Below are 23,522 nucleotides of genomic sequence, written 5' to 3' on the forward strand. Positions count from 1 at the left end.
CCCGCTCAGGCAGCCGGTTCCGGCTCCGCCGGGCGCGTTCCGCGCGCCCCCGCCGCGAAGGCGAGGATCTCGGGCATCGCCTCGCGCAGGGTACGGAAGTGGCGGTGCGCACCGGGCACCGGTGCGGGAGCGTTGACGCCCCACACGGTCATGCCGGCGCGCCGTCCGGATTCGACCCCGGACGGCGCGTCCTCGACGACCAGGCAGTCCCGCGGCTCGGCCCCGAGCCGTCGCGCGGCCAGCAGGTACGGGACGGGCGACGGCTTCCCCTCCTCGACGCATCCGGCGTCCACGAGCACCTGGGGAACCGGCAGCCCGGTCCGGGCGAACCGCCCCCGCACCCGGTGCTCGTAGTTGGAGGTCACCAGCCCCCAGCAGCCGGCGGGCAGGGCCGCCAGCAACTCGCCCGCGCCGTCGACGGCGGAGTACTCGCCGTACCGGACGTCGTGGTCCTCCAGTTCGTGCAGCGCCGCCAGGCACACTCGGGGGTCCTCGTCCGGAGCGACGACGGCGAACGTCTCCATCGGCCGTGTCCTGAGGGCGACTTGGTAGACCTCGGCGGGATCCAGACCGTAGCGCCGGGCCCAGGTGGCCCAGACCCGGCGCTGGTTCGCCACGGCGTCGATCAACGTGCCGTCGACGTCGAAGAGGACGTACTTCCGTGCCCCGGTGCTGCAGAGTTCGCTGGTCACACGGTGATCATGTCATCCGACCGGCGGGACAGAGGGCGCGGTGAGCGCTCCTGGCGCGCGGTGGGCGTCACGGCAGTTTCACGAAGGGGGACAGGAACGCCCGGGCCCCCGGGGTGTCGAGGCGGTAGGTGACGTTCGTGGCGTAGCACGGGCCGTCGCCGGTGATGGTCGTGGAGGTGAGGACCCTCCGGCCGCCGAGCTGGGCGAAGTTGGGGCCGCCGGAGTCTCCGTAGCAGGCCCCGCCGTTGCCCTGGGGCGCCGTCATGGCGAGCCGGACCCATGCCTTGTTGAGCGCGTCGAAGCTCACGGGCGCCTTCATGCGGACTCCGCCGCCCGGGTGCGTCTGGCCTCCCGGACCCCGTGCGGCCTCCTGGGTGCCGTACCCGGCGACGGTCCACTCGGTGGAGTTCAGCTCCTTGGAGGTGAGGCCGTCCAGTTGGTTCGCGGCCGGCAGGGCGGCCGGGGTGAACGACCAGCGGGACGCGACCTTCGCGGCGGGCAGTTCGATCACCGCGATGTCGTGCGGGTCGGAGGAGGGGCCGGGGTAGGCGGGGTGCGTGTGCGCGACGCCCTCGACCCCGACGGCGTCCGCCTGGGCGGCCGGGTCGCCCGGGTACCGCTTCGCGGCGGCGTCGAGCCCGGCCTGGACGTCCTGGTCGAGGGAGACGTGGAACCTGACGCCGGCCGGCCAGTCGCTGGTGCAGTGCGCGGCGGTCAGGAAGGTGTTCGCGTCGACCATGGTGCCGGAGCACACCCAGTCGGTGCGGTCCGGGGTCGCCGGATCGCCGTCGTCGTCCCAGGTGGCCACGAGGGCGCCCACCTCGGTGCGTTCGGGCGCGGGAGCGGCGTTGTACGAGTTGATCGCGGAGGACGGCAGCGCGGCGGCGAGGACGAGGGCGCAGGTCGCCGCGGTCACGGCGGTGGCGCGTATGGCGGTCAAGAAGAACCCCTTCACTGGGTGTGTGGGACAGGTGTTCTCCTGTGGGGAGGTAGGGAGCATTGAAGTGGCTGTGACGGCTCGCCACAAGACGGCGCCGCGGGATGGGCGCCGGCGGCGGGCCGGCTCTCCGCTCGCTGCCGGGGTCCGGCAGGTCCGCCGGGGTGCGCGTTGCCGGTGCCGGGCCTGGGCGGGCCCGGCACCGCCGTGCTCGGATACGAGCAGGGAACGGCACGGGTGAGGCGAGGGGGCAGGGTGGGGGCGGGGGAGCACAACGGGGTGCGGAGCGTCATGTGGCTGCTGATCGCCGTGGTGGCTCTCGGCGGTGCGGTGGCCTCGGCCTCCGAGATCCGCGGGGCGCTGGAGCGGGAGCGCGCCTACCGGGCCGCGCCCGCGTGCCCCTCCGTGCCCGTGAAGCCCTCGGCCTGCGTGTGGCGGCAGGGTTTCACCGTTCGCACGGCCGACCCGCACCGCGCGCAGCGGAACGAGTCGCCGGAGGCCCGGCTGGCGCTGCCCTCCGGCAAGCCGTGGCGGGTGACGTTCCGGCAGACGGACCCCGTGCTGTCCGAGGTGGAACCGGGCGACGAGGTCGTCGGGCTGATCTGGCACGGCCGTGTCGTCGAGGTGCGGGACGCCCAGGGGCGGCGCCAGCAGACGTCCGACGGGCCCGTGGGGTGGCCCGAGGACCGACTCGGCGGCGCCCTGGCCTGCGGCTCGTTCGGTCTGGCGGCACTCGTCGGAGCGCTGTGGTCCCTGTTCGCCCGGAGCGACCGGCGGCACGCCCGGGCGGCGGCCGTGGTGCGGTGGCACGGTTTCGGCATGGCCGTCACCGCCCTCATGACGCTCTGGGCGCAGTCCGCCAACGACTGGCCGATGTGGGCGATCCCGGCGATCTGGGGGCCGCTGGCCGTGGTCCTCGCCGCCTCCATGGTGGCGTTCGCCGTCGCGGCCCTGCGCGGCGAACTGGACGACGAGGACCCGGCCGCCCCGTCGTCCGCCGGGCCCGTTCCGCCGCCTGCGCCCGCGGGCGTGCCGGGCGGAACGGCGGGGTCCGGGAGCGGCCGCTCCTGAGGGGCCGGGGCCGCCGGCGTCAGCCGCTGTGGACGCCGACCTCGTAGAGCGAGTAGCCCCACCGGGTTCCGCGCCCGGTGCCCGTGACGCGGACGTAGCGGGCCGGCCCGGGGGAGAAGCGGGCGGTGTCCAGGCCGCCGTCGCCGCTGGTCGTCGACCAGGCGGTCCGCCAGTTCACCCCGTCCGTCGAGAGCTCGACGCGGTACGACCTGCCGTACGCCCGCTCCCAGTCGAGCGTGACCCGCCCGACGAGCTGGGTCGAGCCCAGGTCGATCCGCAGCCACTGGCCGTCGCTCCAGTCACTGGCCCAGCGGGTGTCCCGCCGGCCGTCCACCGCCCGGCCCGGCGCGTAGCTGGTGAACGGGTTCCACTCGGACGAGCTGGCCGTGGCCGGCGCTCCGGCGGCGAGGTCGGCCGAGGCCTGGTACCGCTCGGCCGCTCCCCAGGTGCCGAGGTAGGACTCGGCCCCGCGGAAGAGGTCGTCCACCGTGTCCTGGCCGCCCACCCGCCGGATGTCCTCGATCCAGTCCGGCACCATGCCGTAGTGCGCGGCCCCGTCGGTGTTCAGGTCCCAGGTGCGCTCGCCCGTGGTCTGACGGTCGATCAGGGAACCCCCGTCGACGCTGCGGAAGGGGTAGACGACCTTGTCGGGGGCGTCCGCGCCCCGCGGCCCCGGCCAGCCGCCGACGCCGTTCATGTCGGTGCCGAAGCCGTAGCCGACGCCGTACTTCTCCCGCAGCGCCTTGGTGCGGTTCGCCTCGGCGACGAAGCCCTTCGAGCCGTTCATGTACTGGGCGACGAAACCGCCGAGGCCGTAGACCCGCTCGGTCCAGTTCATGTCCATCCAGCTGTGCGAGGACATCACGCCGGGGTAGGAGCCGGCCTCCAGGATGTCGAGCGCGCGGCCGGCGGCCTTGACGCCCATGTGGTCGATCTCCAGCATCATCCTGCGCTTCATCATGCCGCGCACGGCGTACTCGCCGAGGTCGGTGAGCCCGCGCGCGTTGCACTGCGCGTCCGCGCCGTACCCGGGAACGCTCACCCCCGGCGGCAGCTTGGCCTCCGCCCCGGGCGCGGCCGCCGAGCCGATGGGGTTGTCGTGCTGCGGGCCCGCGCACTTCTCGGTCTTCCAGAACGTGCCGGTCGACAGGAACTGGCCGACATTGATCGCCGTTCCGAGTCCGCCGGAGTCGAAGCGCACTCCGCACAGCGCGTTGTCGAACTTGTGGCAGAGGAACATGCTGCGCACGCCGAGCGCGTACAGCTCGTCCAGGCCCGCGTCGATGTCGTGCCGGTCGCACTGCGGGACGTCCAGGACCTGCTTGCAGCCGAACGGCTCGGAGGTCTCCACGCCCAGCACGACCGCGAGTTTGCCCTGCTCGACGACCTCGCGTGCCTGCGCGCTGTCGGTGACGATCCGGAACCAGCCCTTGCCGGGGCCGCCGTACATCCGGTCGACGTAGGACTGGAGGTCGTACGTCAGCTTCGCCTGCAGCCGGATCGAGGTCATCTCGTCGCAGCCGCGGTCCTTGAAGAAGTAGACCGAGCAGATGACGCCGTTGGTGACCAGGTCGTTGACGAGCACGCGCTGACCGCCGCGCCAGGCGCGCTCCACCCAGGCGTAGTAGTTCTGCTGGTGGGTCAGCGAGTCGTGGGCGGGCCAGTCCTTGAACGTCGGCCAGCCGACCGGGTCGTGCCTGCCGTCGCCGCCCTTGGTGATGAAGTCGAAGACGGCGAGCGAGCCGTCGGGGTAGTGCTCGGGGCAGTCCTTGAGCGCGTCGGCGATCCCGGCCTCGGAGAACACCCTGCCGCAGATGAGCCGGCCGCCGAAGGCCTCGTTGGCGAACAGGTGGTCGTGGGCGTCGGCGAACCCCCGCACCCGGCCCTGGGCGTCGGTGCCCTTGAACGGCTCGCCGGTGACGCCGATCCCCGAGTCCGGCGCGGGCCGTGACACGGGTGTCCACCAGTCGTTCCCGGCGGCGGCCGCCGAACTCGGCGTGGGGCTCAGGACGACGGCCAGCACCAGGAGCAGCGCCGTGAGGACGCCCGCCTCCCTGCGGTGGCGCTGGGGGTCTCTGCGTACGGTCACGGCCCACGTCCCTCGGTCGGCGGGATGGCGCGGTACGGTCGGGCTGACGTTGTCATGTACGACACAATCTGCCCCGAGGATCGCCACTGCCGCCCGGAACGTCAAGACGCCCGCCGCACCCGGGCGCGGGCCGCGCCGATCCAGCCGGTGCGCGAGCGCGGCCCTGGGCGAATAATCGACGGCATGGGGCGCCGACTCACCGACGTGAGCGCTCCCGCCCGGCTGGCCGCGGCGGGCGAGGGCCTGGGACAGGACGAACTGGCGCTTGCCGCCCGCAACCACGGCCTGCCGCTGGAGGCCCTGCGTTACGACCTCACCCCGCCCGGCCTGCACTACGTCCTCACCCACTACGACATCCCGTACGTGTCCGACGACGACGCCTGGCGGCTGACGCTGGGCGGACGGGTGCGGCACTCGCTCACCCTCTCGGCCGCCGACCTGCGCGCCCTTCCCGCCGTCACCACCCGGGTGACCCTGGAGTGCGCCGGGAACGGCAGGGCCCTGCTGTCGCCGAGGCCGGTGAGCCAGCCCTGGCTGCTGGAGGCGGTGGGCACGGCGGAGTGGACCGGGGTACCGCTGCGCCACCTGCTCGCCGAGGCCGGGGTCGCCTCCGACGCCGTCGACGTCGTCTTCACCGGCGCCGACCACGGCGTGGAACGCGGCGTCGAACAGGACTACGCACGCTCCCTCCCGCTCGACGTCGCCACCGGCGCGGAGCCCGAGGTCCTGGTGGCCTACGCCATGAACGGCGCGCCGCTGCCGCCCCAGCACGGCAGACCGCTGCGCCTGGTGGTGCCCGGCTGGTACGGCATGGCCCAGGTGAAGTGGCTGCGCGCGATCACGGTCGTCGACGAGCCCTTCACCGGCTTCCAGCAGTCCGTCGCCTACCGGATCAGGCAGGAGACCGGGGAGGCGGGACGGCCCGTCACCCGGATCGCTCCCCGTGCGCTGCTGATACCGCCCGGCTTCCCCGACTTCATGTCCCGCACCCGGATCGTCGCGCCGGGCCCGGTCCGCGTCGAGGGGCGGGCCTGGTCGGGGCGCGCCCCGGTGACGACCGTGGAGTTCAGCACGGACGGCGGCGCGAGCCGTCACCCGGTGGATCTCGAACCGGACCACGGACACCGCTGGGCGTGGCGCCGGTGGGCCTGCGAGTGGTCCGCCGAGCCCGGCGACCACCTGCTGAGCGTCCGCGCCCACGACGCGGCGGGGAACACCCAGCCGCTCGAACAGTCCTGGAACCGGGGCGGCTTCGCCAACAACCTGGTTCAGCGGGTGCCGGTGTTCTGCCCGGACCCGGCTGACAGGGACCCCGGCGACACCGTATGACGGCCCCTCGCCCGTCGCCCGACGCGTCACGGCGACCTCCCGCGCGCCGCGCGCGCCACGCCGCCCGCCGTGCGATCCCGTTCCCATACGGGCGGCCGGGAAGGGTACCCGGGCGGCCCGAGCAGAGGAGACGGCACCGATGATCAGCACCTCGTTCCCACCGCACGCGCTGCACGACTACGCGCTGCTGGCGGACGGGGAACGCGGCGCGCTGATCGGCCCGGACGGCGCCGTCAACTGGCTGTGCGCGCCCACCTGGCACGACGACGCCGTCTTCGCCTCCCTCATCGGCGGCGCGGGCGTCCACGCCGTGACGCCGCGCGGCCGCTGGGTGCCCGGCGGCTATTACGAGGAGGGCTCCCTGATCTGGCGCAGCCGCTGGATCACCACGGACGGAGTCATCGAGTGCCGCGAGGCCCTCGCCTTCCCCGGCGAGCCCGGCCGCCTGGTCCTGCTGCGGCAGTTGCGCGCCGTCGACGGCACCGCCCACGTCCGCCTCGTACTCGACCCGCGCGCCGACTACGGCCACGCCCCGCCGGCCGCCACGCACCGCGACGACGACGGCGTCTGGCACCTCACCACCGGCCACCACCGCCTGCGCTGGCAGGGCGCGCCGACGGCCGCCGTACGCGCCGAGGGACTGACCGCCGACCTCGTGCTCGAGCCCGGCGAGAAGCACGACCTGGTCCTGGAGTGCTCCGACTCGCCGCTCCCGCACCCGCTGCCGAGGGCCGACCGGGCCTGGGCCGCCACCGAACGGGCCTGGCGCCGGTCCGTGCCGGCGCTCGAGCACACCGTGGCCACCGGCGACGCCCGCCGCGCCTACGCCGTGCTGCGCGGCCTGACCGCCCACGGCGGCGGCATGGTCGCCGCGGCCACCACCAGCCTGCCCGAACGCGCGGAGGCCGGCCGCAACTACGACTACCGGTACGTGTGGATCCGCGACCAGAGTTACGCCGGGCAGGCGGCCGCCGCCGCGAACGCACCGGAACTCCTCGACGCCGCCGTCCGTTTCGTCAGCGAGCGGCTGCTCGCCGACGGCCCGCGGCTCGCCCCCGCCTACACCGTGCACGGCACGCCCGTCCCCGAGCAGCGCGAACTCGACCTGCCCGGCTACCCCGGCGGTTTCAGCCGCGTCGGCAACCACGTCGAGCGGCAGTTCCAGCTCGACTGCTTCGGCGAGGCGCTGCTGCTGTTCGCCGCCGCCGAACGCATGGACCGGCTGGACCCCGACGGCCGCAAGGCCGCCGAGACCGCGGTACGGGCCGTCGCCGAGCGCCGCTGGGAAGCGGACGCGGGCATCTGGGAGCTGGACGACCGGCTCTGGACGCACAGCCGGCTGAGCTGCGTCGCCGGGCTGCGCGCCCTCGCCGACGCGGCCCCCGGCCTGCCGTTCGCCGCCACCTGCGCCGACCTGGCCGACGCCCTGTTCGCCGAGACGGCGGCGAGCTGCGTGCACCCGCGGGGGCACTGGCAGCGCACCCCCGACGACCCGGCCGTCGACGCTGCCCTGCTGCTGCCCTCCGTGCGCGGCCTGCTGCCCCCCGACGACCCGCGCACCCGCGCCACCCTCGCCGCCTGCCGGACCCAGCTCACCCAGGACCACTTCGTCTACCGGTTCCGGCACGACGACCGGCCCCTGGAGGACGCCGAGGGCGCGTTCCTGCTGTGCGGCTTCCTCATGGCGCTGGCCGAGCACCGGCAGGGCGACGAGGTCGAGGCGCACCGCTGGTTCGAGCGCAACCGGGCCGCCTGCGGCGCGTCCGGGCTGTACGCGGAGGAGTTCGACATCGCCCAGCGCCAGTTGCGCGGCAACCTTCCGCAGGCCTTCGTCCACGCCGTGATGCTGGAGACCGCAGCCCGGCTCGCCGGCACACCGTAGAGCCCGTCAGTGCCGGTGGACGAGGTGGTGCGGCGGCGGCTCCGGGCGCCGTTCGCCGCTGGGCATCACCGGATGCCGGCCGAGTACGAAGACGCCGGTGAGCGCCGCCACCACGCCGGCCGCCTGCCAGGCCAGCGCGCCCGGTGTCGTCCGCAGTTCGTCGTTGAGGAAGCCGATGCCGCAGGCGATGCCGCTCAGCGGCTCGGCGGCGCTCAGCGCGGGCAGCGACAGCCGCAGCGGCCCGGCCTCGAAGGCGCTCTGCACCAGCAGCAGCCCCACCACCGCCAGCGCCACCACCCCCCAGGGCTGCCAGGAGGCCAGCAGCCCGGTGAGCCCCTTCGCGCCGAAGATGCCGCCGCAGACCCGGGTGAGCGCGTCCTGCAGGCCGTACAGCGTGCCGGCCGCCGCGGCCAGCAGGGGCGGCCGGTGCAGCAGCCGCAGCCGCTGGGAGACGACGACGAGGATTCCGGCCACCCCCAGCACGCACCCGATCACGAGCCAGTGCCGCAGCGCGCCCACCTCGCCCTGGCCGCTGTGCGGCCGCCCCGCCACCACGAAGGCCGCGACCCCGCCGCTCAGGGCCAGCGCTCCCAGCCACCCCGACCAGCCCAGCGGCTGGTCGCCCATCCACCGTGCCAGGGCCATCGCGAAGAGCAGGTTCATGGTGAGCAGCGGCTCCACCTGCGCCAGGCTGCCCTGCGTCAGCGCCAGCGCGCCGAGGACCTGACCGACCACCATGCAGGCGATGCCCGCCAGCCACAGCGGCACCCGCATCAGATCCAGCAGCAGCCGGAAGGACAGCATCAGGGACAGGGGTTCGCGTTCGGCCGCGTGCTGCTGGAGCACGAAGCCGAAGCCCAGCAGACAGGCGGCGGGAAGGGCGAAGAGGTAGACCACGGCGTGCCATCCTCCCGCCCGGGCCCGGCGAAGGCTCCGGACGGCGGGACCCCGGCCGGGACCGTCCCGGAAAGAACACCCGCATGGCTCATCGCCGCGCCGCCCGCGCGGCGCCCGCAAGGGCACCGGAGCGCCGGACGGCACGTGGGCGGTCACCTCACCGGTTCGGCGCGGCCGGACCCGGCCACGCGGCGGCGAGGCGGCTGCCGTGCCCGCGGGCCGGCGCCGGCCCACGTTTGAAAGCCGTGGGCTCCGGCTATCCCTCGATGGTCGCCGGCACCGACGGGCGCACGGCGCACGGACGCACGGGGACGGGCGGGGCAGAGAGTGCGCTCACGGGCGGCCGGCGGACCCCCGGGCCGCGCCGGGGCCCCACCACTCGAGGAGGTTCAGCTTGGGACGCGCCACGGCGGATCCGTACCCCGCCCCGTCCACCCTCCTGCCGGGCGCCGCGCCCACGACGGGCGTGGCGCTGGTGACGGGCGCCTCCTCCGGGATCGGCGCCGCGGTGGCGCGGGCCCTGGCGGGGGAGCGGTGGACGCTGCTGCTGTCCGGACGCGACCGGGCCCGGCTCGACGCGGTGGCGCGCGAGACCTCCGGCGTGGCGATCCCCTGCGACCTGGCCGGCGCCGACGGCGCCCGGCGACTGGCCGAACAGGCCCTGAACCGGGCGCCGGGCGTCGATCTCCTCGTCGCCGCAGCCGGAGTGGGCTGGGCCGGACCGTTCACCTCGATGCCCGGCGGCGAGGTGGACCGGGTGCTCACCGTCGACCTGGCCTCGGTGGTGCACCTGGTCCGCCAGGTGCTGCCGCACATGGTGGCGCGCGGCCGGGGCCGGCTGGTGCTCGTCGGCTCCGTCGCCGGGTGCGTCGGGGTGCGCGAGGAGGCGGTGTACTCCGCGGCCAAGGCGGGTCTCGGCGCTTTCGCCGACGCGCTGCGGTACGAGCTGAACGGCACCGGCGTCGGGGTGACCCATGTCGTGCCGGGCGTGGTGGACACCCCGTTCTTCGCGCGGCGGGGGGTGCCCTACTCCCGCCGGCGCCCGCGTCCGGTCCCGCCCGAGCGGGTGGCCGCTGCGGTGGTCGAGGCGGTGCGCGGCGGCCGCCACGAGGTGTTCGTGCCGGGCTGGCTCCGCCTCCCGGTGGCGCTGCGCGGCCTGGCACCGGCGCCGTACCGGCGCCTGGCGGCCCGGTTCGGCTGACGACCGTACGGCGACCCGCCCGCGCCCGGCGATCGCGGGACCGGAGGCGAAGGGAGACGCGCATGAGGAGCGGCGCCGACCGGGGCCGGCGGCTCACCGCGGCCGTCGCCGCCGTGCCCGTACTGGCGGCCGCCGCGCATGTCGTCCCGGCCGCCACCTGGCTTCCGGGACCCCGCCGCGCCTGGCTGCCCTCCCTCGCCGGCGCCGGCCGCGCCGACCATGTGGCGCTCACCTTCGACGACGGCCCCGATCCCCGCTCCACCCCCGCCTTCCTCGCCGCGCTGGACGAGCTGGCGGTCCGCGCCACGTTCTTCGTGCTGGGCGAACAGGTGGCGGCCCACCGGGAGCTGAGCCACGAGATCGTCCGGCGCGGCCATGAACTCGCGGTGCACGGCTGGACGCACGACCGCCCCTGGCGGCCCGCGCCGGTCAGGGAGGCCCGGCGGCTGGCCCGGGCGGCGCACGCCGTGGCGGAGGTGTCCGGCGCACGCCCCTTCTGGTACCGGCCCCCGTACGGCATCCTGACCGGCGACCGGCTGCTGGCCGCCCGCCGCACCGGGCTGCGCCCGGTCCTGTGGACCGCCTGGGGCCGCGACTGGGCGGCCGACGCCACCGCCGGTTCCGTGCTGGCGACCGTCCTGCCGGAGCTGACGGGCGGCGGCACGGTGCTGCTGCACGACACCGACCGGCAGGCGGCGCCGGACTGCTGGCGGGCGGCGCTGGCCGCGCTGCCCCGGCTGGTGGACGCCTGCCGCACGGCGGGCCTGACCGTGGGACCGCTGGGCGAACACGGCGTCGCGCACCCGGCACGCACGCCCCGCGCCCGCTGACCCGGTCGCCCCGGTCTCAGGAGCAGAGACGTTCCAGCGGGCCCACGACGTCACCCCGGACCAGGCCGCGGCCGGCCGGGGCGCGGCGGCCGGGCCCCGGGCCGTCCGAGGTGAGGCGGTCCAGGCACTGCACGAGCCGCCACGGGTCGGCGGCGTAGTCGGTCAGGCCGAGCGCCGCCATGCGGCGCACCCCCTCGGCGCCGTGGCCGGGGATCGGGCGGTAGCCGACGACCGGGACGCCGACGGCCAGCGCTTCCAGCGCCGTCTGCCCCGCCGCGTTGTCGACCACCGCGGCGCACGCCGCGAGCAGGCCCGGCATGTCGTCCACCCAGGACAGCGCGAGCGTTCCGGGAACCCTCGACAGCAGGCGGCGCAGGCGTTCGTTGCGCCCGCACAGCACGACCGGCAGATAGCCCGCGCCGGCCAGCAGCCGGGCCGTGGCGCCGAGCCGGCTGCCCGCCCCCCACGCGCCCGCGGAGAGCAGCACGGGCGGACGGCCGTCGTCCGCCGTGAGCCGCCGCCGCCAGGACGCCTCGCCGGCCGGGTGCGGCCGGAAGCGGTCCGCCAGCAGCGGGCCGCAGGCGGCGGCGGGGCGCCCCAGACTCCGCCGCACCTCGCGGGCGATCTCGGGGGTGAGGCACAGATGCAGGTCGTTGCCCCGGTGCAGCCACTGCCGGTGGACGGCGAAGTCGGTGACGACCACCGCGCTGGGCACCGCCAGCCGCCCCCGGGCCCGCAGCCCGCCGGTGAGCTGGGCGGCGAGGTGGAAGACCGCCACGACCGCGTCGGCGCGCTCGTGCGCCACCTCCGCCCGCAGCCGGTCCCCGGCGAGCGCGGCGAACGGCGCGCTGCCCGGCCGCGGCCCCGCGCCGCCGCGGAAGAAGGCGGCGTAGATGCCCCCGTAGAGCGCGGGGACATGCCGGATCGTCGTCCGGTAGAAGCCCCGCAGCCCGGCCCCGACACGGGCCGGCAGCAGCTCCAGCACGTCCCGGTGCACGGCCTCGTGCCCGCCCGCACGCAGCCGGCGGGCCAGCTCACGGGCCACCGCGTCGTGGCCCGCCCCCATGCTCGCGCTGACGACCAGCAGCCGGCTCACGGCAGACGCCGCACCGGCGCCGCGGCGGCCCTCCGCCCGGTCCGGCGGACCGGCGGAGCGAGGCGGGCCGGAGGACACGGGCACGGCCGGGGGCGGGTAGGCGGCATGGTCACCTCGTGGGAACGGCGGGCGACGGGTACGACGGGTGGACGTGACAGCGGCGCCGGCGGGCGCCAACCAGTCCGCCACCCGTCGTGTACGGGCGATATGAACAGGTTTATCACCGCGCACGACGGATACGTCTTTGTTCGCTTTGGCTATCTTTGTCCGTCTACCGAGCGTGCGGTGGCCGCCCGCCGGGTTCCTCCCGCGAAGACAGGCAGTCGCATGAACGTGCTCACCGTCATCACGGCGCTGCTGTCCGCGCTGTCCAACGGGGCGGCGTCGGTCCTGCAGCGGCGGGCCGCGGTCGAGCCCGACGAGGTGTCCGGACACGGCGCCCGGGCGGCCGCGGCCCGCCTGGCCGGACTGCTGCGCCGCCCCTTCTGGTGGGCGGGAGCGCTGGCCATGGCGGCGTCCGCCGTCTTCCAGGTGATCGCCCTCGACTCCGGGCAGCTCTCGCTGGTACAGCCCCTGCTTGCCAGCGAACTGCTGTTCACCCTGCTGATCGGCGCGGTCGTGTTCCGCCGCCGGCCCACGGCCGGCACCTGGCGCTCCTTCGTGATGCTGGCCGGCGGACTGGCGCTCTTCCTGCTCAGCGCCTCCCCCTCGCCCGGCGGCGACCGGGCCTCCGACTGGCACTGGCTCGCCGTGGGAGGCGGGCTGACGTGCTGCGTCGCCGTCCTCCTGGCGGCCGCCCGGCGGATGCGCGGCCCGCTGCAGGCCGCCACCCTCGGCACCGCGACCGCCGCCTGCTTCGCGGTCACGGCGGCGCTGATCAAGGAAGTGACCGGCCGGTTCCCGGGGGGCGTCACCGCGGTCCTGACCACCTGGCACACCTACGCCGCCGCCGTCACCGGCCTGCTGAGCGTCCTGCTCCTGCAGTGGGCGCTGCGGGCCGGCACGCTGGCCGCCTCGCAGCCGGCGCTGACCCTCGGCGACGCCCTGATCAGCGTCATCCTCGGCGGCCTGCTCTTCGGGGAGAGCATCGCCCTGGGCTGGCGCATGCTGCCCGAGGTCGCCGGCGTCCTCCTCATGGCGCTGGGCATCATCGGCCTGACCCGGTCGCCCGTGATGTCCGCCGGACGGAGCTGGGACGCCGCGGAGCCGGAGCCCACGAGGGCCCCGCGGGACGCCTGAGCCGGACAGTCGTACGTCCCATTGTCAGTGCCGTCTGATTAATTCCGGTGCAGCGAGATCGACACGGCCCGAAGTGGGTAACCGGTCGTCAGTTCCTGCGGTAGGAGGCCGTTCTCAATGCAGATGATGCTCCCGCGTCACCAGAGGTCCCAGGGTGCCCGGCTCGGGCGCGGCGCCGCCGATCTCCTGCGCATCATCGCCGACCCGGGCACCTCGGTCTTCCTGACCGTCCACGAGGGCGGACGCCGCAGGTACGCCTACTGGCAGCCGTTCGACCCGGCCACCGGCAGGGGCGGCGGATACGTGGCGCTGCCCGTGTCCGAGTGCGACGCGCTGCACGCCGCCGGCCGCATCGTCCTCGGCGACCCGATCGTCGACCCCGGCAAGGTCACCTACCGCGTCAGATCCGCCCCGGCGCGGTCCGCTCGCGCCGGCGCCGTCCGGCCGGTGGCCCGGGCGGCCTGAGCGCCGGAGGGGCACGGCGCACGGCGCGCCCACCGGGCCGTCGCGGCCGATCGCGTCCCGCCCGGCGGCGTGACACGTGCGACGGGCGTGGTTCACGGGGCCCGCACCAGGTGATAGACACAGCGGCGTCACAGTTCCTGTCCGCCAGCAGGAAGGTTGCTGCCGCATGTCCGCAACACGCCGTCAGATCCTGGCCCGGGCACGTGCGGTGGGGGCGGGTATCGCCTTCACCGGGGCCCTGTCCGAGCTCTTCGCGGGCACCGCCGCCGCGCGGAACCTGGGCGACACCGGTTACGGCCCGCTGGTCCCCGACCCCGCCGGACTGCTCGACCTGCCCAAAGGTTTCCGCTACACCGTGCTCTCCCGTGAGGGCGACCGACTCCGTTCGGGGGAAGGCCCGGTGCCCTCCAACCACGACGGCATGGCCGCCTTCGCCGGCCGGGGAGGCCGTACGCACCTCGTCCGCAACCACGAGAACCGGGTCACCGCCAAGATCCCCGTCCAGACGGTCCGGGGCCTCACCTACGACCCGGCGGGCAAGGGCGGCTGCACGGCCCTGACGCTCGACGCCGGTCAGCGGGTGCTGTCCGAGCGGGTCGCCATCGCCGGCACGGCCGTCAACTGCGCGGGCGGCCGCACTCCCTGGGGCACCTGGCTGACCTGCGAGGAGACCGAGGACCGGGCCGGCACCAACGGGTACACCAAGGACCACGGCTTCATCTTCGAGGTCCACCCCACCGACCCGCACCGCACCGGCGCCGTCCCGCTGACCGCGATGGGCCGCTTCCAGCACGAGGCGATCGCCGTCGACCCGCGCCACGGCGTCGTCTACGAGACCGAGGACGCCTTCGACAGACCCTTCGGCCTGTTCTACCGGTTCCTGCCCGACAAGCCGCTGGGCGGCGTCGGTTCGCTGCGGGCGGGCGGCAGGCTCCAGGCGATGCGCGTGCCCGGAGTACCGGACCTGTCGACGATCCAGGAGACCGGCGCGCACTTCGACGGCGTCGAATGGGCCGACGTGCCCGACCCGCTGGCCGCGGCCACTCCCACCCGGCTGCAGGACTACGGCCCCGGGGGCATCACCCACGCGCAGAAGCTGGAGGGCTGCTACTGGGGCGGCGCCTGCGTGTACTTCGTGTCGTCCTTCGCCCGCAGCGCGGACGGCTCGGCGGCCGACCACTACGGGCAGATCTGGCGCTACGACCCGGCGCGCCGCCGGCTGACCCTGGTCGTGGTGTTCGGCCCCGACACCGATGTGCGATTGCCCGGCGAGTCACCGGACAACATCTGCCTCGCGCCCAGCGGCGGCCTGATGGTCTGCGAGGACGGCAACGGCGCACAGCACGTCTTCGGCGTCACCCGTGGCGGGGAGGTGTACGCGATGGCGCGGGGCCGCCAGAACATCGGGACGGCGCAGGAGCCGGAGTGGGGCGAGTTCGCCGGCGTCACCTTCGCCCCCGACGGCCGCACGATGTACGTCAACTGCTACACGCCCGGCACCACCTTCGCGGTGACCGGGCCGTGGCGCCGGTAGGGACGTGGAACCGCTGCCATGGCGGGGCGCCCGCCCCGCCATGGCAGCGCAGGCCGGGCCCCGCTACCGCGCGATGCGGTGCCGCCGGCCGCCGCGCCGCAGGCGCACGGCGCCGTACACCAGGTCGGCGAGCAGCACGACGGCTCCGATGATCAGCAGGTAGAACAGGCCGTGGGCGGCGAACCCGATGATGCCCAGGACGAGGGCCACGAGGATCAGGAGCAGGAACAGACTCATCGGCTCTCCAGGTGGCTCCGGCCGCCCGGCGGCGGTCGCGTCGACGGCGGTGGGTCCGCCGCGGCGGTTCGGGTGCGGGTGTTCAGCGGCGCCCGAGGCGGCGTTCACCGCCGGCGCCCGGCGCGTAGTCGAGGTCGTAGTGCGCGAAGACGGCCGGCTCGTCCGACGCCGGCAGCTCCCCGTCGGTGTCGATGGCGGGAGCCTTCTTCACGGCGTCCCTCCCGAAGGCGACCCGCAGATACCCCGGGCCGACGGTCGCGCCGGTCAGCGGCACGAACGCCAGGCGGCGGCGGGTGGGCAGCCCCACGGTCACCGTGGCGAAGAACGGCTCGTCGGTGGCGGTGTCGACGTAGACCGACTCCAGGGCGCCGATCTTGCGCCCGCCGGGGTCGACCACGTCGTGCCCGCGCCACTCACGGATGTCGCCCGCCTCGAACATCATGAACCTCCACAGATCTGGTACCCGCGTTCGGACGCCTGATGTCCCGGCGGCACGCGGGCCGACGTAACGTCTGCCCCGGCAGCCGCCGCACGACCCTGGAGACCACCGGTGCCCGTATCCCTCGGTGACGACGTGGTGGCGCTGCTGCGCCGCCCCAGCACCTGCTACATCGCCACGACGATGCCCGATGGCTCGCCCCAGCTCACCCAGACCTGGGTCGACACGGACGGCGAGCACGTCCTGATCAACAGCGTGGAGTCGCACCAGAAGACCCGGAACATCGCCCGCGACCCGCGGGTGGCCGTAGCGGTGTCCGACCCCTCGGACCCGGCCTCCTACGTCCAGATCCGCGGCCGCGTGGTGCGGGTGACCAAGGAGGGCGCGGTCGACCACATCGAGGCGCTCTCGCGCAAGTACCTCGGTGGCCCCTACCCGTGATTCGGCGGCCGGGACCAGGTCCGGGTGATCTACGTGATCCGGCCCGACCGTGTCAGCGGCCCGCGCGGCTGACCGGCCCGCCGGGGCTCCGGGCACGGGCCGGGCAGCGCCCGGCCGACGGCCGCTCCGCGGGCCGACGAGGCCGAGTGCGGGCAGAATCGAGGGTGTGGACGTGCGGCAGCCACCGGAGAAGACGCCCGACGGACGCTTCGTCGTCATCGGCGGGCGGCGCTGGCGGGCGACCGATCCGGACCTTCCCGAGGAGGCCGCCGCCCGCCTCCGGAGCCATCTCATGGCGGCGCGCCGCGCGGTGCGGTCCGCGACCTCCGCTGGCGACCCGGACGCCGAGAGGTCCGCACGCGCACGCGTGCACCGCGCGAAGGTCGCGCTGGGCGAACGCGGCACACCCTGGTGGGAGCAGTCCGGGGCCGAACGCCGCCGACGATGGCGGGACGGACTCGCCCGGCTCGACGAGGACGGCCCGCGGTGACCCGCTCAGGACATGAGGCGCTCCCGGTCACCCATCACCACCACGGGGTGGTCGCCGGGATCGAGGGTGCGCAGCAGGGTCCGCATGCCCGACTCCGGGATCGTGACGCAGGCCGACGTGCCGTCCCCGTGGTCCAGGTGCAGCCAGATGCCGCCGCCCTTCTCCACCCCTTCGGGCCGGGACCAGTCGTAGGGCGGGGCGCCCACGAGGCGGTTGTAGTTGATGGCGATGACGTAGTCGAAGTCGTGGGCGTGGGCCTCGTCGTCGGTGATCGTGGACGCGAAGGCGTGGTCGTCGTGCCAGTACGGCAGCCGGCTGCCCGGATTGCCGAGCGTGCCGCCCGCGTCGGTCAGGCCGAACACGCCGACCGGGGTGCGCTCGTCGTCCATCCGGTGCTCCGTGGTCCAGCCCAGCCTGCCGTTGTGCGCGGGCCAGGCCGCCGTCCGCTCCCAGCCCGCGGCCCGCCGTTCGTAGAGCACGACGAGGCTGTCGGGCGAGTCCCGGCGCTCGCCGTAGACCACCACGACCTGGCGGGAACCGGCCGGCACCTGCCGCCACATCCGGTCCCCGACCCCCGGCAGGCGAGCCCCCACGGCCGCCTGGGGAGAGGCCGACATCGCCGGGTTGTTCGTGCCCGGCGCGCCACCCGGGCCCTGCGGCTCACCGGAGCCGCACGCGTCCGTCGACGCCAGCAGGAGGCCGCAGGCCAGTGCCGCGCATATTGCGTGCCGCGCTCCGCCGTGCCGCGGCCGCCGCGCAGTGGACCCCGGGACGGACCCGGTAAGAGTGGATTTCCGCATGATCAGGATCCTGGGGCGCGCGCATCCGGCACGCATCCACACACGGCATCCGGCCTAACCCGGCGCGTCCACCGCCGGTGGCGCCCCGAATCGCGCGCCGCCCACCGGACCGCACCTCGCGCCGCGGAGTCGGCGCTCACATGAGTGGGGTGTGTGACACATGTGCGAACAGCGTTGATTGACACTGACTGATCAGGGAACCCGGCCCACGTCAACCGGCCGGTGCGGACTGCCTCGTCAGCGCACCGGCGGCTGTGGTCCATTCGCAGGGGAGAAGTCGTGACACCACGCCTCGGAGCGGAAGAAGAGTTCCATGTACTGGACGTGGAGAGCGGCCGACTCGTGCCACGAGCCGCGGAACTGATAGAGCACCTCGGCAGACCCGACTTCACCACCGAGCTGCAGCGTTCGGTGGTGGAGAGCAACAGCGGCGTGCACGGCACGCTGGAGGAGCTGTACACCGACCTCTCCTCGACCCGGCTCCGCCTGGGCGCGGCCGCCGCCGGGCTCGGCCTCGCCGTCGTGGCCGCGGGCACCGTGCCGCTGGCCCGTGTGCGCCCCCTGGACGTCACCGCCGACGCCCGCTACCAGCGCATGGTCGACGACTACCGCATGGTCGCCGACGAACAGCTCATCTGCAGCGCGCAGGTCCACGTCGACGTCCCCGACCGGGACACCGCCGTCCGCGCGATGTGCCTCGTCTCGCCCTGGCTGCCGCCGCTGCTCGCCCTCACGGGCAGCTCCCCGTACTGGCTGGGGGCCGACACCGGGTACGCGAGCTGGCGGACCATGCTGTGGCAGCGGTGGCCGACCGCCGGACCGGCCGGCTGCCACCAGGACGCCGCCGAGTACGACAGGTCGATCGAGGAACTGATCCGCTCGGGCGTCATCAGCGACGCCGGCATGGTGTACCACGACGTCAGGCCCTCGGCCCACCAGAGCACGCTCGAACTGCGCATCTGCGACGCCTGCCCGCGGGTGGAGACCGTGGTGCTCGTCGCGGGCCTCTTCCGGGCCCTGGTCCGCGACGCCTGCGAGCGCCTGGCCCAGTCGGACGGCCCCCTGTGCGACGGCCGCCACGACTGGCTGCGGGCCGCCTCCTGGCGGGCCGCGCGCTCCGGACTGGAGGGCCGGCTCGTCGATCCGGTCAGCCGCCTCGCGGCACCGGCCGGCACCGTGCTGACCGGCATGCTGGCCCGGCTGCGCCCGGCTCTCGAGGCGTCCGGCGACTGGGACACCGTGCACGCGCTCCTGGAGGAGGCACTGTCGCTCGGGAGCGCCGCGCACCGGCTGCGTCGCACGGCCCGGGGCCGCGGCCTGCTCGCGGGCGTCGACCTGCTGACGGCCGAGACCCGCGGCGAGCGGCCGGCAGGCCGGCCCTCGGCACGGCCGGCCCGGCCCGCCGCGTGGTGGGACCCGGCCGGAACGCAGACCCCAGGCCACGGCACCGCCGCACCGGCCCGCAGCGCCTGAAGCCAACCGTCCCCCGGCGGCCGGGCGCACCGCCTCACGACCGGCTCACGAGCCCCGGCCGACCGCGGCATCCCGTCCATCGATCCAGGAGAGTCAAGTCCTCATGCACACCTCGCAACACCCCCCGGCCTCCGCACACCACCGTTCCGGGCGTGCCGCGCGCACGCACGTGCCCGGGGCCCGGCACAGGCGCGGCACACGCGCGCCGGAGCCCGCCCGGCCACTGGGCGGGGGACGGAGGAGCAGCTGATGTGCGGACTCAGCGGAGAGATACGCCTCGACGGCGAGCGGCCCGACGTCGCGGCGGTGGAGCGGATGACCGACCGGCTCGCGGCCCGCGGCCCCGACGGCCGCGGAGTGTGGTCCCAGGGGGCCGTCGCCCTCGGACACCGCCGGCTCAAGATCATCGACCTCTCCGACGACGGCGCCCAGCCGATGGCCGACCCGCGCGCCAGGATCGCCGGAGTCTTCAACGGCTGCGTCTACAACTACCGCGAGCTGCGCGACGAACTGCGGGCGCTCGGCCACCAGTTCTTCTCCGACTCCGACACCGAGGTCGTACTCAAGGCCTACCGGCAGTGGGGCCCCGACTGCGTCCGGCACTTCCACGGCATGTTCGCCTTCGCGCTCGTCGAGCTGGACAGCGGACGCCTCGTACTGGGCCGCGACCGGCTCGGCGTGAAGCCCCTGTACCTGACGCGGACCGCCGACCGGCTCCGCTTCGCCTCCTCGCTGCCCGCCCTCCTGGCGGCCGGCGACGTCGACACCTCCCTCGACCCGGTGGCCCTGCACCAGTACTTCAGCTGGCACGCCACCGTGACCGCGCCGCACACCGTCCTCAACGGCGTACGCAAGCTGCCCCCGGCCACGGTGCGCGTCATCGAGCCCGACGGCACCCAGCACGACCACCGCTACTGGCAGCCGTCCCACACCCGGCGGCCCGAGTTCGCCTCCCTCGGCGCCGAGGACTGGACGGACGCCGTGCTGGACGCGCTGCGCACCGCCGTACGCCGCCGGATGGTGGCCGACGTCCCCGTGGGCGTGCTGCTGTCCGGGGGGCTGGACTCCAGCCTCATCGTCGCCCTGCTGGCCGAGCAGGGACAGCACGATCTCGCGACGTTCAGCGTCGGATTCGAGGCCGAGGGCGGTGAGGAGGGCGACGAGTTCCACTACTCCGACCTGGTCGCCCGCCACTTCGACACCGCCCACCGCCAGCTCCTGGTGGCGTCCGACCGCATCCCCGGAGCGCTGGAGTCCGCGGTGCTCGCGATGAGCGAACCGATGATGAGCCACGACGTGGTCGCCTTCCACCTGCTGTCCGAGCAGGTCGCCAAGGAGGTGAAGGTCGTGCAGAGCGGCCAGGGCGCCGACGAGGTGTTCGCGGGCTACCACTGGTACCCGGCGATGTCCGGCGTTCCCCGCGGCCAGGCCGCCGAGGCCTACATCGACGCCTACTTCGACCGGTCCCACGCCGAGCTCGCCCGCATCCTCGAGCCCGGATTCCTGGCCGGGCGGGACGTCTCCGCCGAGTTCGTGCGCGCCCACATGGCGGCCGAGGGCGCGGAGACGGCGCTGGACGCCGACCTCCGCCTGGACACCCAGGTGATGATGGTCGACGATCCGGTCAAGCGCGTGGACAACATGACGATGGACTGGGGCCTGGAGGCCCGCGTCCCGTTCCTCGACCACGAACTCGTCGAACTGGCCGCCGCCTGCCCGCCCGAGCTGAAGCTCGCCGACGGCGGGAAGGGCATCCTCAAGGCCGCCGGACGCAGGGTCCTCCCGGCGGAGGTCGTCGACCGGCCCAAGGGCTACTTCCCGGTGCCGGCGATCAAGCACATGGCGGGCCCGGTGCTGCAACGGGTCCACGAGGCCCTCACCGCGCCGGAGGCGAAGGAACGCGGCGTCTTCCGCGAGGAGTACGTCGCGGAACTGCTCGAAGCACCCAACGCGCACCGCACCAGGCGAGGAGCGAACACACTGTGGCAGGTAGCGCTGCTGGAGATATGGCTGCAGACGCACGGAATCCGCTGACCCCGGCCGACGGCCCCGGCGCCTGGGCGCCGCACCCGCCGAGGGCGGGCACCGCCACGGCGACGACCGCGCCCCCGGGCGCTGAACGGCCCGCGGGGGCGCCCCCGGCCGACTCCGCGCGCGTGGTCGCCCAGGCCGGCGCCGAGCCGGCCGGCGGCGCCACGGCGGCGGCCCGAGCGGCACCCGAGCCGGTCCTGCTCACCGACGCCGCCGCCGTGCACGACGTGCCGCAGCGGCTGACCGCGCACGGCTGCTGGTACCCCTCCGTCGACCCCGGCGGCCGCAACGTCGCCTTCATCTGCGACCGGACGGGGGTTCCGCAACTGTGGACCGGCCCGGTCGACGGCGAGGAGGCACGGCTGCTGGACGCCGACCCGGACCCGGTCACCGAGGTCTCATGGTCGCCGGACGGCCGCTGGATCGCCTACACCACGGCGCCCGGCGGCGGTGAACTCACCCGCGTCCTGTGCGTACGCCCCGACGGCACCGGCCGCCGGCTGCTGGCCGGCGGCCGGCCCGGCGCCTCCGCCTACCTGGGCTGCTGGACGCACGACGGTTCGGCGATCGCGGTGACGCTCACCGAACCCGCGCCCGCCGGCCGGGCCCGGCCCGGCCCCGAGGGACCGGTGGCGGACCTCCCGGACATCGCCCACACCGGCGGCTGGGCGGGGCGCGACGGCCGGGCGGTGCTGTTGGGCGGAACGCCGCTCGGGTCCCCGTACGGAGCGGACGCCACCGTGCTCCAGGGGCTCGACGCCTCGCCCTCGCGGGAGCCCGGCCATCGGGCACTGGCGGCCTACCTCGTGGACCCCGAGGGCGCGAGCGCGCCCGAGCTGGTGGCGAGCGAGGAGGGCGCACCGACCCTGCGCGTCTGCGGCCTCAGCCGGGACGGCAGGCTCGCCCTGCTGCGCCGGGGGCCGCGCGGCCGGCGCGAGGCGCTCGTGGTGCGCCGCCGGGACCGGGCCGTCACCTGCGCCGTGCGGGTCGCCGACGGCGATCCCTGGATCGGGGGCTTCGCCCCGGACGGCCGCACCGTATGGCTGCGCAGCGACAGCGACCGCGAGTTCGCGGCACTCCTCGCGGTGCGGCTGGACTCGCGGGGGCAGCGGCTGGCGCAGTGGCCGGTCGCCGCCCGCCCGGAGTGCGACCTCGAACTGCTGAGCCTGCACCGGGACGGGCGGCACGCCGTCCTGTCCTGGAACGTGCGCGGGGTCAGCGAGCTGGAGATCAGCAGGCTGCCGGCGACCGCCCCCGACGGGGACGGCCCGGCCGCCCTGCGAGGCGCCGCCGTGCCCAGGGCCGGGACGTCCCGCGGCGTCCCGCTGCCGCACGAGGTGGTCACCAGGATCGCGCCCACCCCCGACCCCGACGGCCCCGTCGTGGCCCTGTCGGGGTCGCGGCGGCGACCCGGCGTGTGGTGGCTGCCGCACGCCTCGGCCCTGCGCACCCCCTGGTCCTCGCGCGACGAGGACGCGGTGCCCGACGCCGGCCACGCACCCGTGCAGCCGTTCCCCGTCCGGCCCGTCGCCCGGGACGGGCTCGCCCTCGGCGGCTGGTACTACCGGGCGCCCGGCCGCTCCCCGGGCGAGGCGGCCCCCTGCGTCCTGCATCTGCACGGCGGCCCCGAGGAACAGGAGCGCCCCGTCCTGCAGACCCTCTACCACGAACTGCTCGGCCGCGGACTGGATGTCTTCGCCCCCGACGTACGCGGCTCCTCCGGCTACGGCCGCTCGTTCGTGGACGCGGATCTCGGCACCAACCGGTTCGCCGCGATCGAGGACGTCGCCGCCTGCGCGGCCCACGTCGTCGTGGCGGGCCTGGCCGACCCCCGGCGGCTGGCGGTGATGGGCCGCTCGTACGGCGGCTATCTGACGATGGCGTCCCTCGTCTGGCACCCGGAGCTCTTCCGCACCGGCGTGGCGGTCTGCGGGATGTCCGACCTCACGACGTTCTTCGCCGGCACCGAGCCGTGGATCGCCGAGTCCGCCGCCCACAAGTACGGGCACCCCGAACACGACCACGAACTGCTGCGGTCGTTGTCGCCGATGAGCCGCGTCGACGCCCTGCGCGTGCCGGTGCTCGCCGTGCACGGGGAGCACGACACCAACGTGCCGGTGGGGGAGTCGACGCAGTTCGTCCGGGCGGCGCGGGAACGCGGCCTGGAGGCCGAGCTGCTGATGCTCCGTCAGGAAGGGCACGACTTCCGCCGGGCCGACAACCGGCGCCTCTTCCGCAGGACCGCCGCCGACTGGATCCAGCGGCACCTGACCAGCCGGCCCGCCTGACCGGTCCGGCCGCCGGTACCGCTACCGGACCCGCTCGGCGAGGCCGTCGCGCCGGGCCGCC

Annotated in this window: 21 protein-coding genes; 13 read left to right on the forward strand and 8 right to left on the reverse strand. The window is 75.1% G+C overall.

Annotated features, from left to right (window positions below; translation table 11 throughout):
• Positions 1–5: 5 nt before the first annotated feature.
• Together ACFYU0_RS06460 and ACFYU0_RS06465 are read right to left on the reverse strand one after the other, a co-directional pair.
• Positions 6–692 (reverse strand): HAD family hydrolase, encoded by a 687-nt coding sequence (locus ACFYU0_RS06460; RefSeq protein ID WP_389298242.1) that lies wholly within the window; start codon positions 690–692, stop codon positions 6–8.
• 67 nt (positions 693–759) lie between these two features.
• Positions 760–1,632: a trypsin-like serine protease gene (locus ACFYU0_RS06465; protein WP_351666446.1), complete on the reverse strand. Its 873-nt coding sequence runs from the start codon at positions 1,630–1,632 to the stop codon at positions 760–762.
• Positions 1,633–1,908: 276 nt separating this feature from the next.
• Here ACFYU0_RS06465 and ACFYU0_RS06470 point away from each other — a divergent pair, with 276 nt between their 5' ends.
• On the forward strand, positions 1,909–2,700 hold the full coding sequence (locus ACFYU0_RS06470; RefSeq protein WP_389298243.1) for a hypothetical protein: 792 nt from the start codon (positions 1,909–1,911) through the stop codon (positions 2,698–2,700).
• A gap of 19 nt (positions 2,701–2,719) precedes the next feature.
• Here ACFYU0_RS06470 and ACFYU0_RS06475 read toward each other — a convergent pair whose 3' ends face one another.
• A complete protein-coding gene (locus ACFYU0_RS06475) occupies positions 2,720–4,789 on the reverse strand; it encodes a discoidin domain-containing protein (RefSeq protein WP_389298245.1) in 2,070 nt (689 codons plus the stop codon).
• Between the two features lie 183 nt (positions 4,790–4,972).
• Here ACFYU0_RS06475 and ACFYU0_RS06480 point away from each other — a divergent pair, with 183 nt between their 5' ends.
• Together ACFYU0_RS06480 and ACFYU0_RS06485 are read left to right on the forward strand one after the other, a co-directional pair.
• Positions 4,973–6,118, forward strand: coding sequence for a sulfite oxidase (locus tag ACFYU0_RS06480; RefSeq protein ID WP_389298246.1), 1,146 nt, complete (start codon positions 4,973–4,975; stop codon positions 6,116–6,118).
• A 139-nt stretch (positions 6,119–6,257) separates the two neighbouring features.
• The gene (locus tag ACFYU0_RS06485; RefSeq protein ID WP_389298247.1) at positions 6,258–8,000 is read left to right on the forward strand and encodes a glycoside hydrolase family 15 protein; all 1,743 of its coding nucleotides are present in this window, start codon (positions 6,258–6,260) and stop codon (positions 7,998–8,000) included.
• A gap of 6 nt (positions 8,001–8,006) precedes the next feature.
• On the opposite strand, the gene ACFYU0_RS06490 is transcribed toward ACFYU0_RS06485, so the two are convergent.
• Positions 8,007–8,897 carry a DMT family transporter gene (locus ACFYU0_RS06490; RefSeq protein ID WP_351666455.1) on the reverse strand — a complete coding sequence of 297 codons (891 nt, stop codon included), beginning with the start codon at positions 8,895–8,897 and terminating at the stop codon, positions 8,007–8,009.
• Positions 8,898–9,291: 394 nt separating this feature from the next.
• Here ACFYU0_RS06490 and ACFYU0_RS06495 point away from each other — a divergent pair, with 394 nt between their 5' ends.
• A complete protein-coding gene (locus tag ACFYU0_RS06495) occupies positions 9,292–10,098 on the forward strand; it encodes an SDR family NAD(P)-dependent oxidoreductase (protein WP_389298248.1) in 807 nt (268 codons plus the stop codon).
• Positions 10,099–10,160: 62 nt separating this feature from the next.
• Positions 10,161–10,928, forward strand: a complete 768-nt coding sequence (locus ACFYU0_RS06500) for a polysaccharide deacetylase family protein (protein ID WP_389298249.1) — start codon at positions 10,161–10,163, stop codon at positions 10,926–10,928.
• 16 nt (positions 10,929–10,944) lie between these two features.
• Here the strand turns inward: ACFYU0_RS06500 and ACFYU0_RS06505 are convergent, their stop codons facing one another.
• Positions 10,945–11,994: a galactosyldiacylglycerol synthase gene (locus ACFYU0_RS06505; protein WP_389298903.1), complete on the reverse strand. Its 1,050-nt coding sequence runs from the start codon at positions 11,992–11,994 to the stop codon at positions 10,945–10,947.
• 357 nt (positions 11,995–12,351) lie between these two features.
• Here ACFYU0_RS06505 and ACFYU0_RS06510 point away from each other — a divergent pair, with 357 nt between their 5' ends.
• From ACFYU0_RS06510 to ACFYU0_RS06520, 3 genes are all read left to right on the forward strand, one after another.
• A complete protein-coding gene (locus tag ACFYU0_RS06510; RefSeq protein WP_351666459.1) occupies positions 12,352–13,263 on the forward strand; it encodes a DMT family transporter in 912 nt (303 codons plus the stop codon).
• A gap of 117 nt (positions 13,264–13,380) precedes the next feature.
• Positions 13,381–13,728: a hypothetical protein gene (locus ACFYU0_RS06515; protein WP_351666461.1), complete on the forward strand. Its 348-nt coding sequence runs from the start codon at positions 13,381–13,383 to the stop codon at positions 13,726–13,728.
• A 166-nt stretch (positions 13,729–13,894) separates the two neighbouring features.
• Positions 13,895–15,262: an alkaline phosphatase PhoX gene (locus ACFYU0_RS06520; RefSeq protein WP_389298251.1), complete on the forward strand. Its 1,368-nt coding sequence runs from the start codon at positions 13,895–13,897 to the stop codon at positions 15,260–15,262.
• 63 nt (positions 15,263–15,325) lie between these two features.
• On the opposite strand, the gene ACFYU0_RS06525 is transcribed toward ACFYU0_RS06520, so the two are convergent.
• Entirely contained in the window at positions 15,326–15,499 is a 174-nt protein-coding gene (locus tag ACFYU0_RS06525; protein ID WP_351666465.1) for a hypothetical protein, read from the reverse strand.
• Between the two features lie 82 nt (positions 15,500–15,581).
• A complete protein-coding gene (locus ACFYU0_RS06530; RefSeq protein WP_351666517.1) occupies positions 15,582–15,938 on the reverse strand; it encodes a PRC-barrel domain-containing protein in 357 nt (118 codons plus the stop codon).
• Positions 15,939–16,049: 111 nt separating this feature from the next.
• On the opposite strand from ACFYU0_RS06530, the gene ACFYU0_RS06535 reads away from it, so the two are divergent.
• A complete protein-coding gene (locus tag ACFYU0_RS06535; RefSeq protein WP_389298254.1) occupies positions 16,050–16,379 on the forward strand; it encodes a TIGR03618 family F420-dependent PPOX class oxidoreductase in 330 nt (109 codons plus the stop codon).
• A 166-nt stretch (positions 16,380–16,545) separates the two neighbouring features.
• The gene (locus tag ACFYU0_RS06540) at positions 16,546–16,869 is read left to right on the forward strand and encodes a hypothetical protein (protein WP_389298255.1); all 324 of its coding nucleotides are present in this window, start codon (positions 16,546–16,548) and stop codon (positions 16,867–16,869) included.
• 5 nt (positions 16,870–16,874) lie between these two features.
• Here the strand turns inward: ACFYU0_RS06540 and ACFYU0_RS06545 are convergent, their stop codons facing one another.
• Positions 16,875–17,486 carry a L,D-transpeptidase family protein gene (locus ACFYU0_RS06545; protein ID WP_389298257.1) on the reverse strand — a complete coding sequence of 204 codons (612 nt, stop codon included), beginning with the start codon at positions 17,484–17,486 and terminating at the stop codon, positions 16,875–16,877.
• Between the two features lie 462 nt (positions 17,487–17,948).
• Between ACFYU0_RS06545 and ACFYU0_RS06550 the strand changes: the two genes are divergently transcribed.
• From ACFYU0_RS06550 to ACFYU0_RS06560, 3 genes are all read left to right on the forward strand, one after another.
• Positions 17,949–19,142 carry a YbdK family carboxylate-amine ligase gene (locus ACFYU0_RS06550; RefSeq protein ID WP_389298258.1) on the forward strand — a complete coding sequence of 398 codons (1,194 nt, stop codon included), beginning with the start codon at positions 17,949–17,951 and terminating at the stop codon, positions 19,140–19,142.
• 249 nt (positions 19,143–19,391) lie between these two features.
• Positions 19,392–21,176 carry an N-acetylglutaminylglutamine amidotransferase gene (locus ACFYU0_RS06555; RefSeq protein ID WP_389298259.1) on the forward strand — a complete coding sequence of 595 codons (1,785 nt, stop codon included), beginning with the start codon at positions 19,392–19,394 and terminating at the stop codon, positions 21,174–21,176.
• A complete protein-coding gene (locus ACFYU0_RS06560) occupies positions 21,149–23,461 on the forward strand; it encodes a S9 family peptidase (RefSeq protein ID WP_389298261.1) in 2,313 nt (770 codons plus the stop codon). Before ACFYU0_RS06555 ends, ACFYU0_RS06560 begins: the two co-directional genes overlap by 28 nt.
• Positions 23,462–23,522: the final 61 nt, after the last annotated feature.

Origin of the sequence: Streptomyces sp. NPDC003720 (genome assembly GCF_042875075.1) — a bacterium.
Lineage (GTDB): Bacteria > Actinomycetota > Actinomycetes > Streptomycetales > Streptomycetaceae > Streptomyces.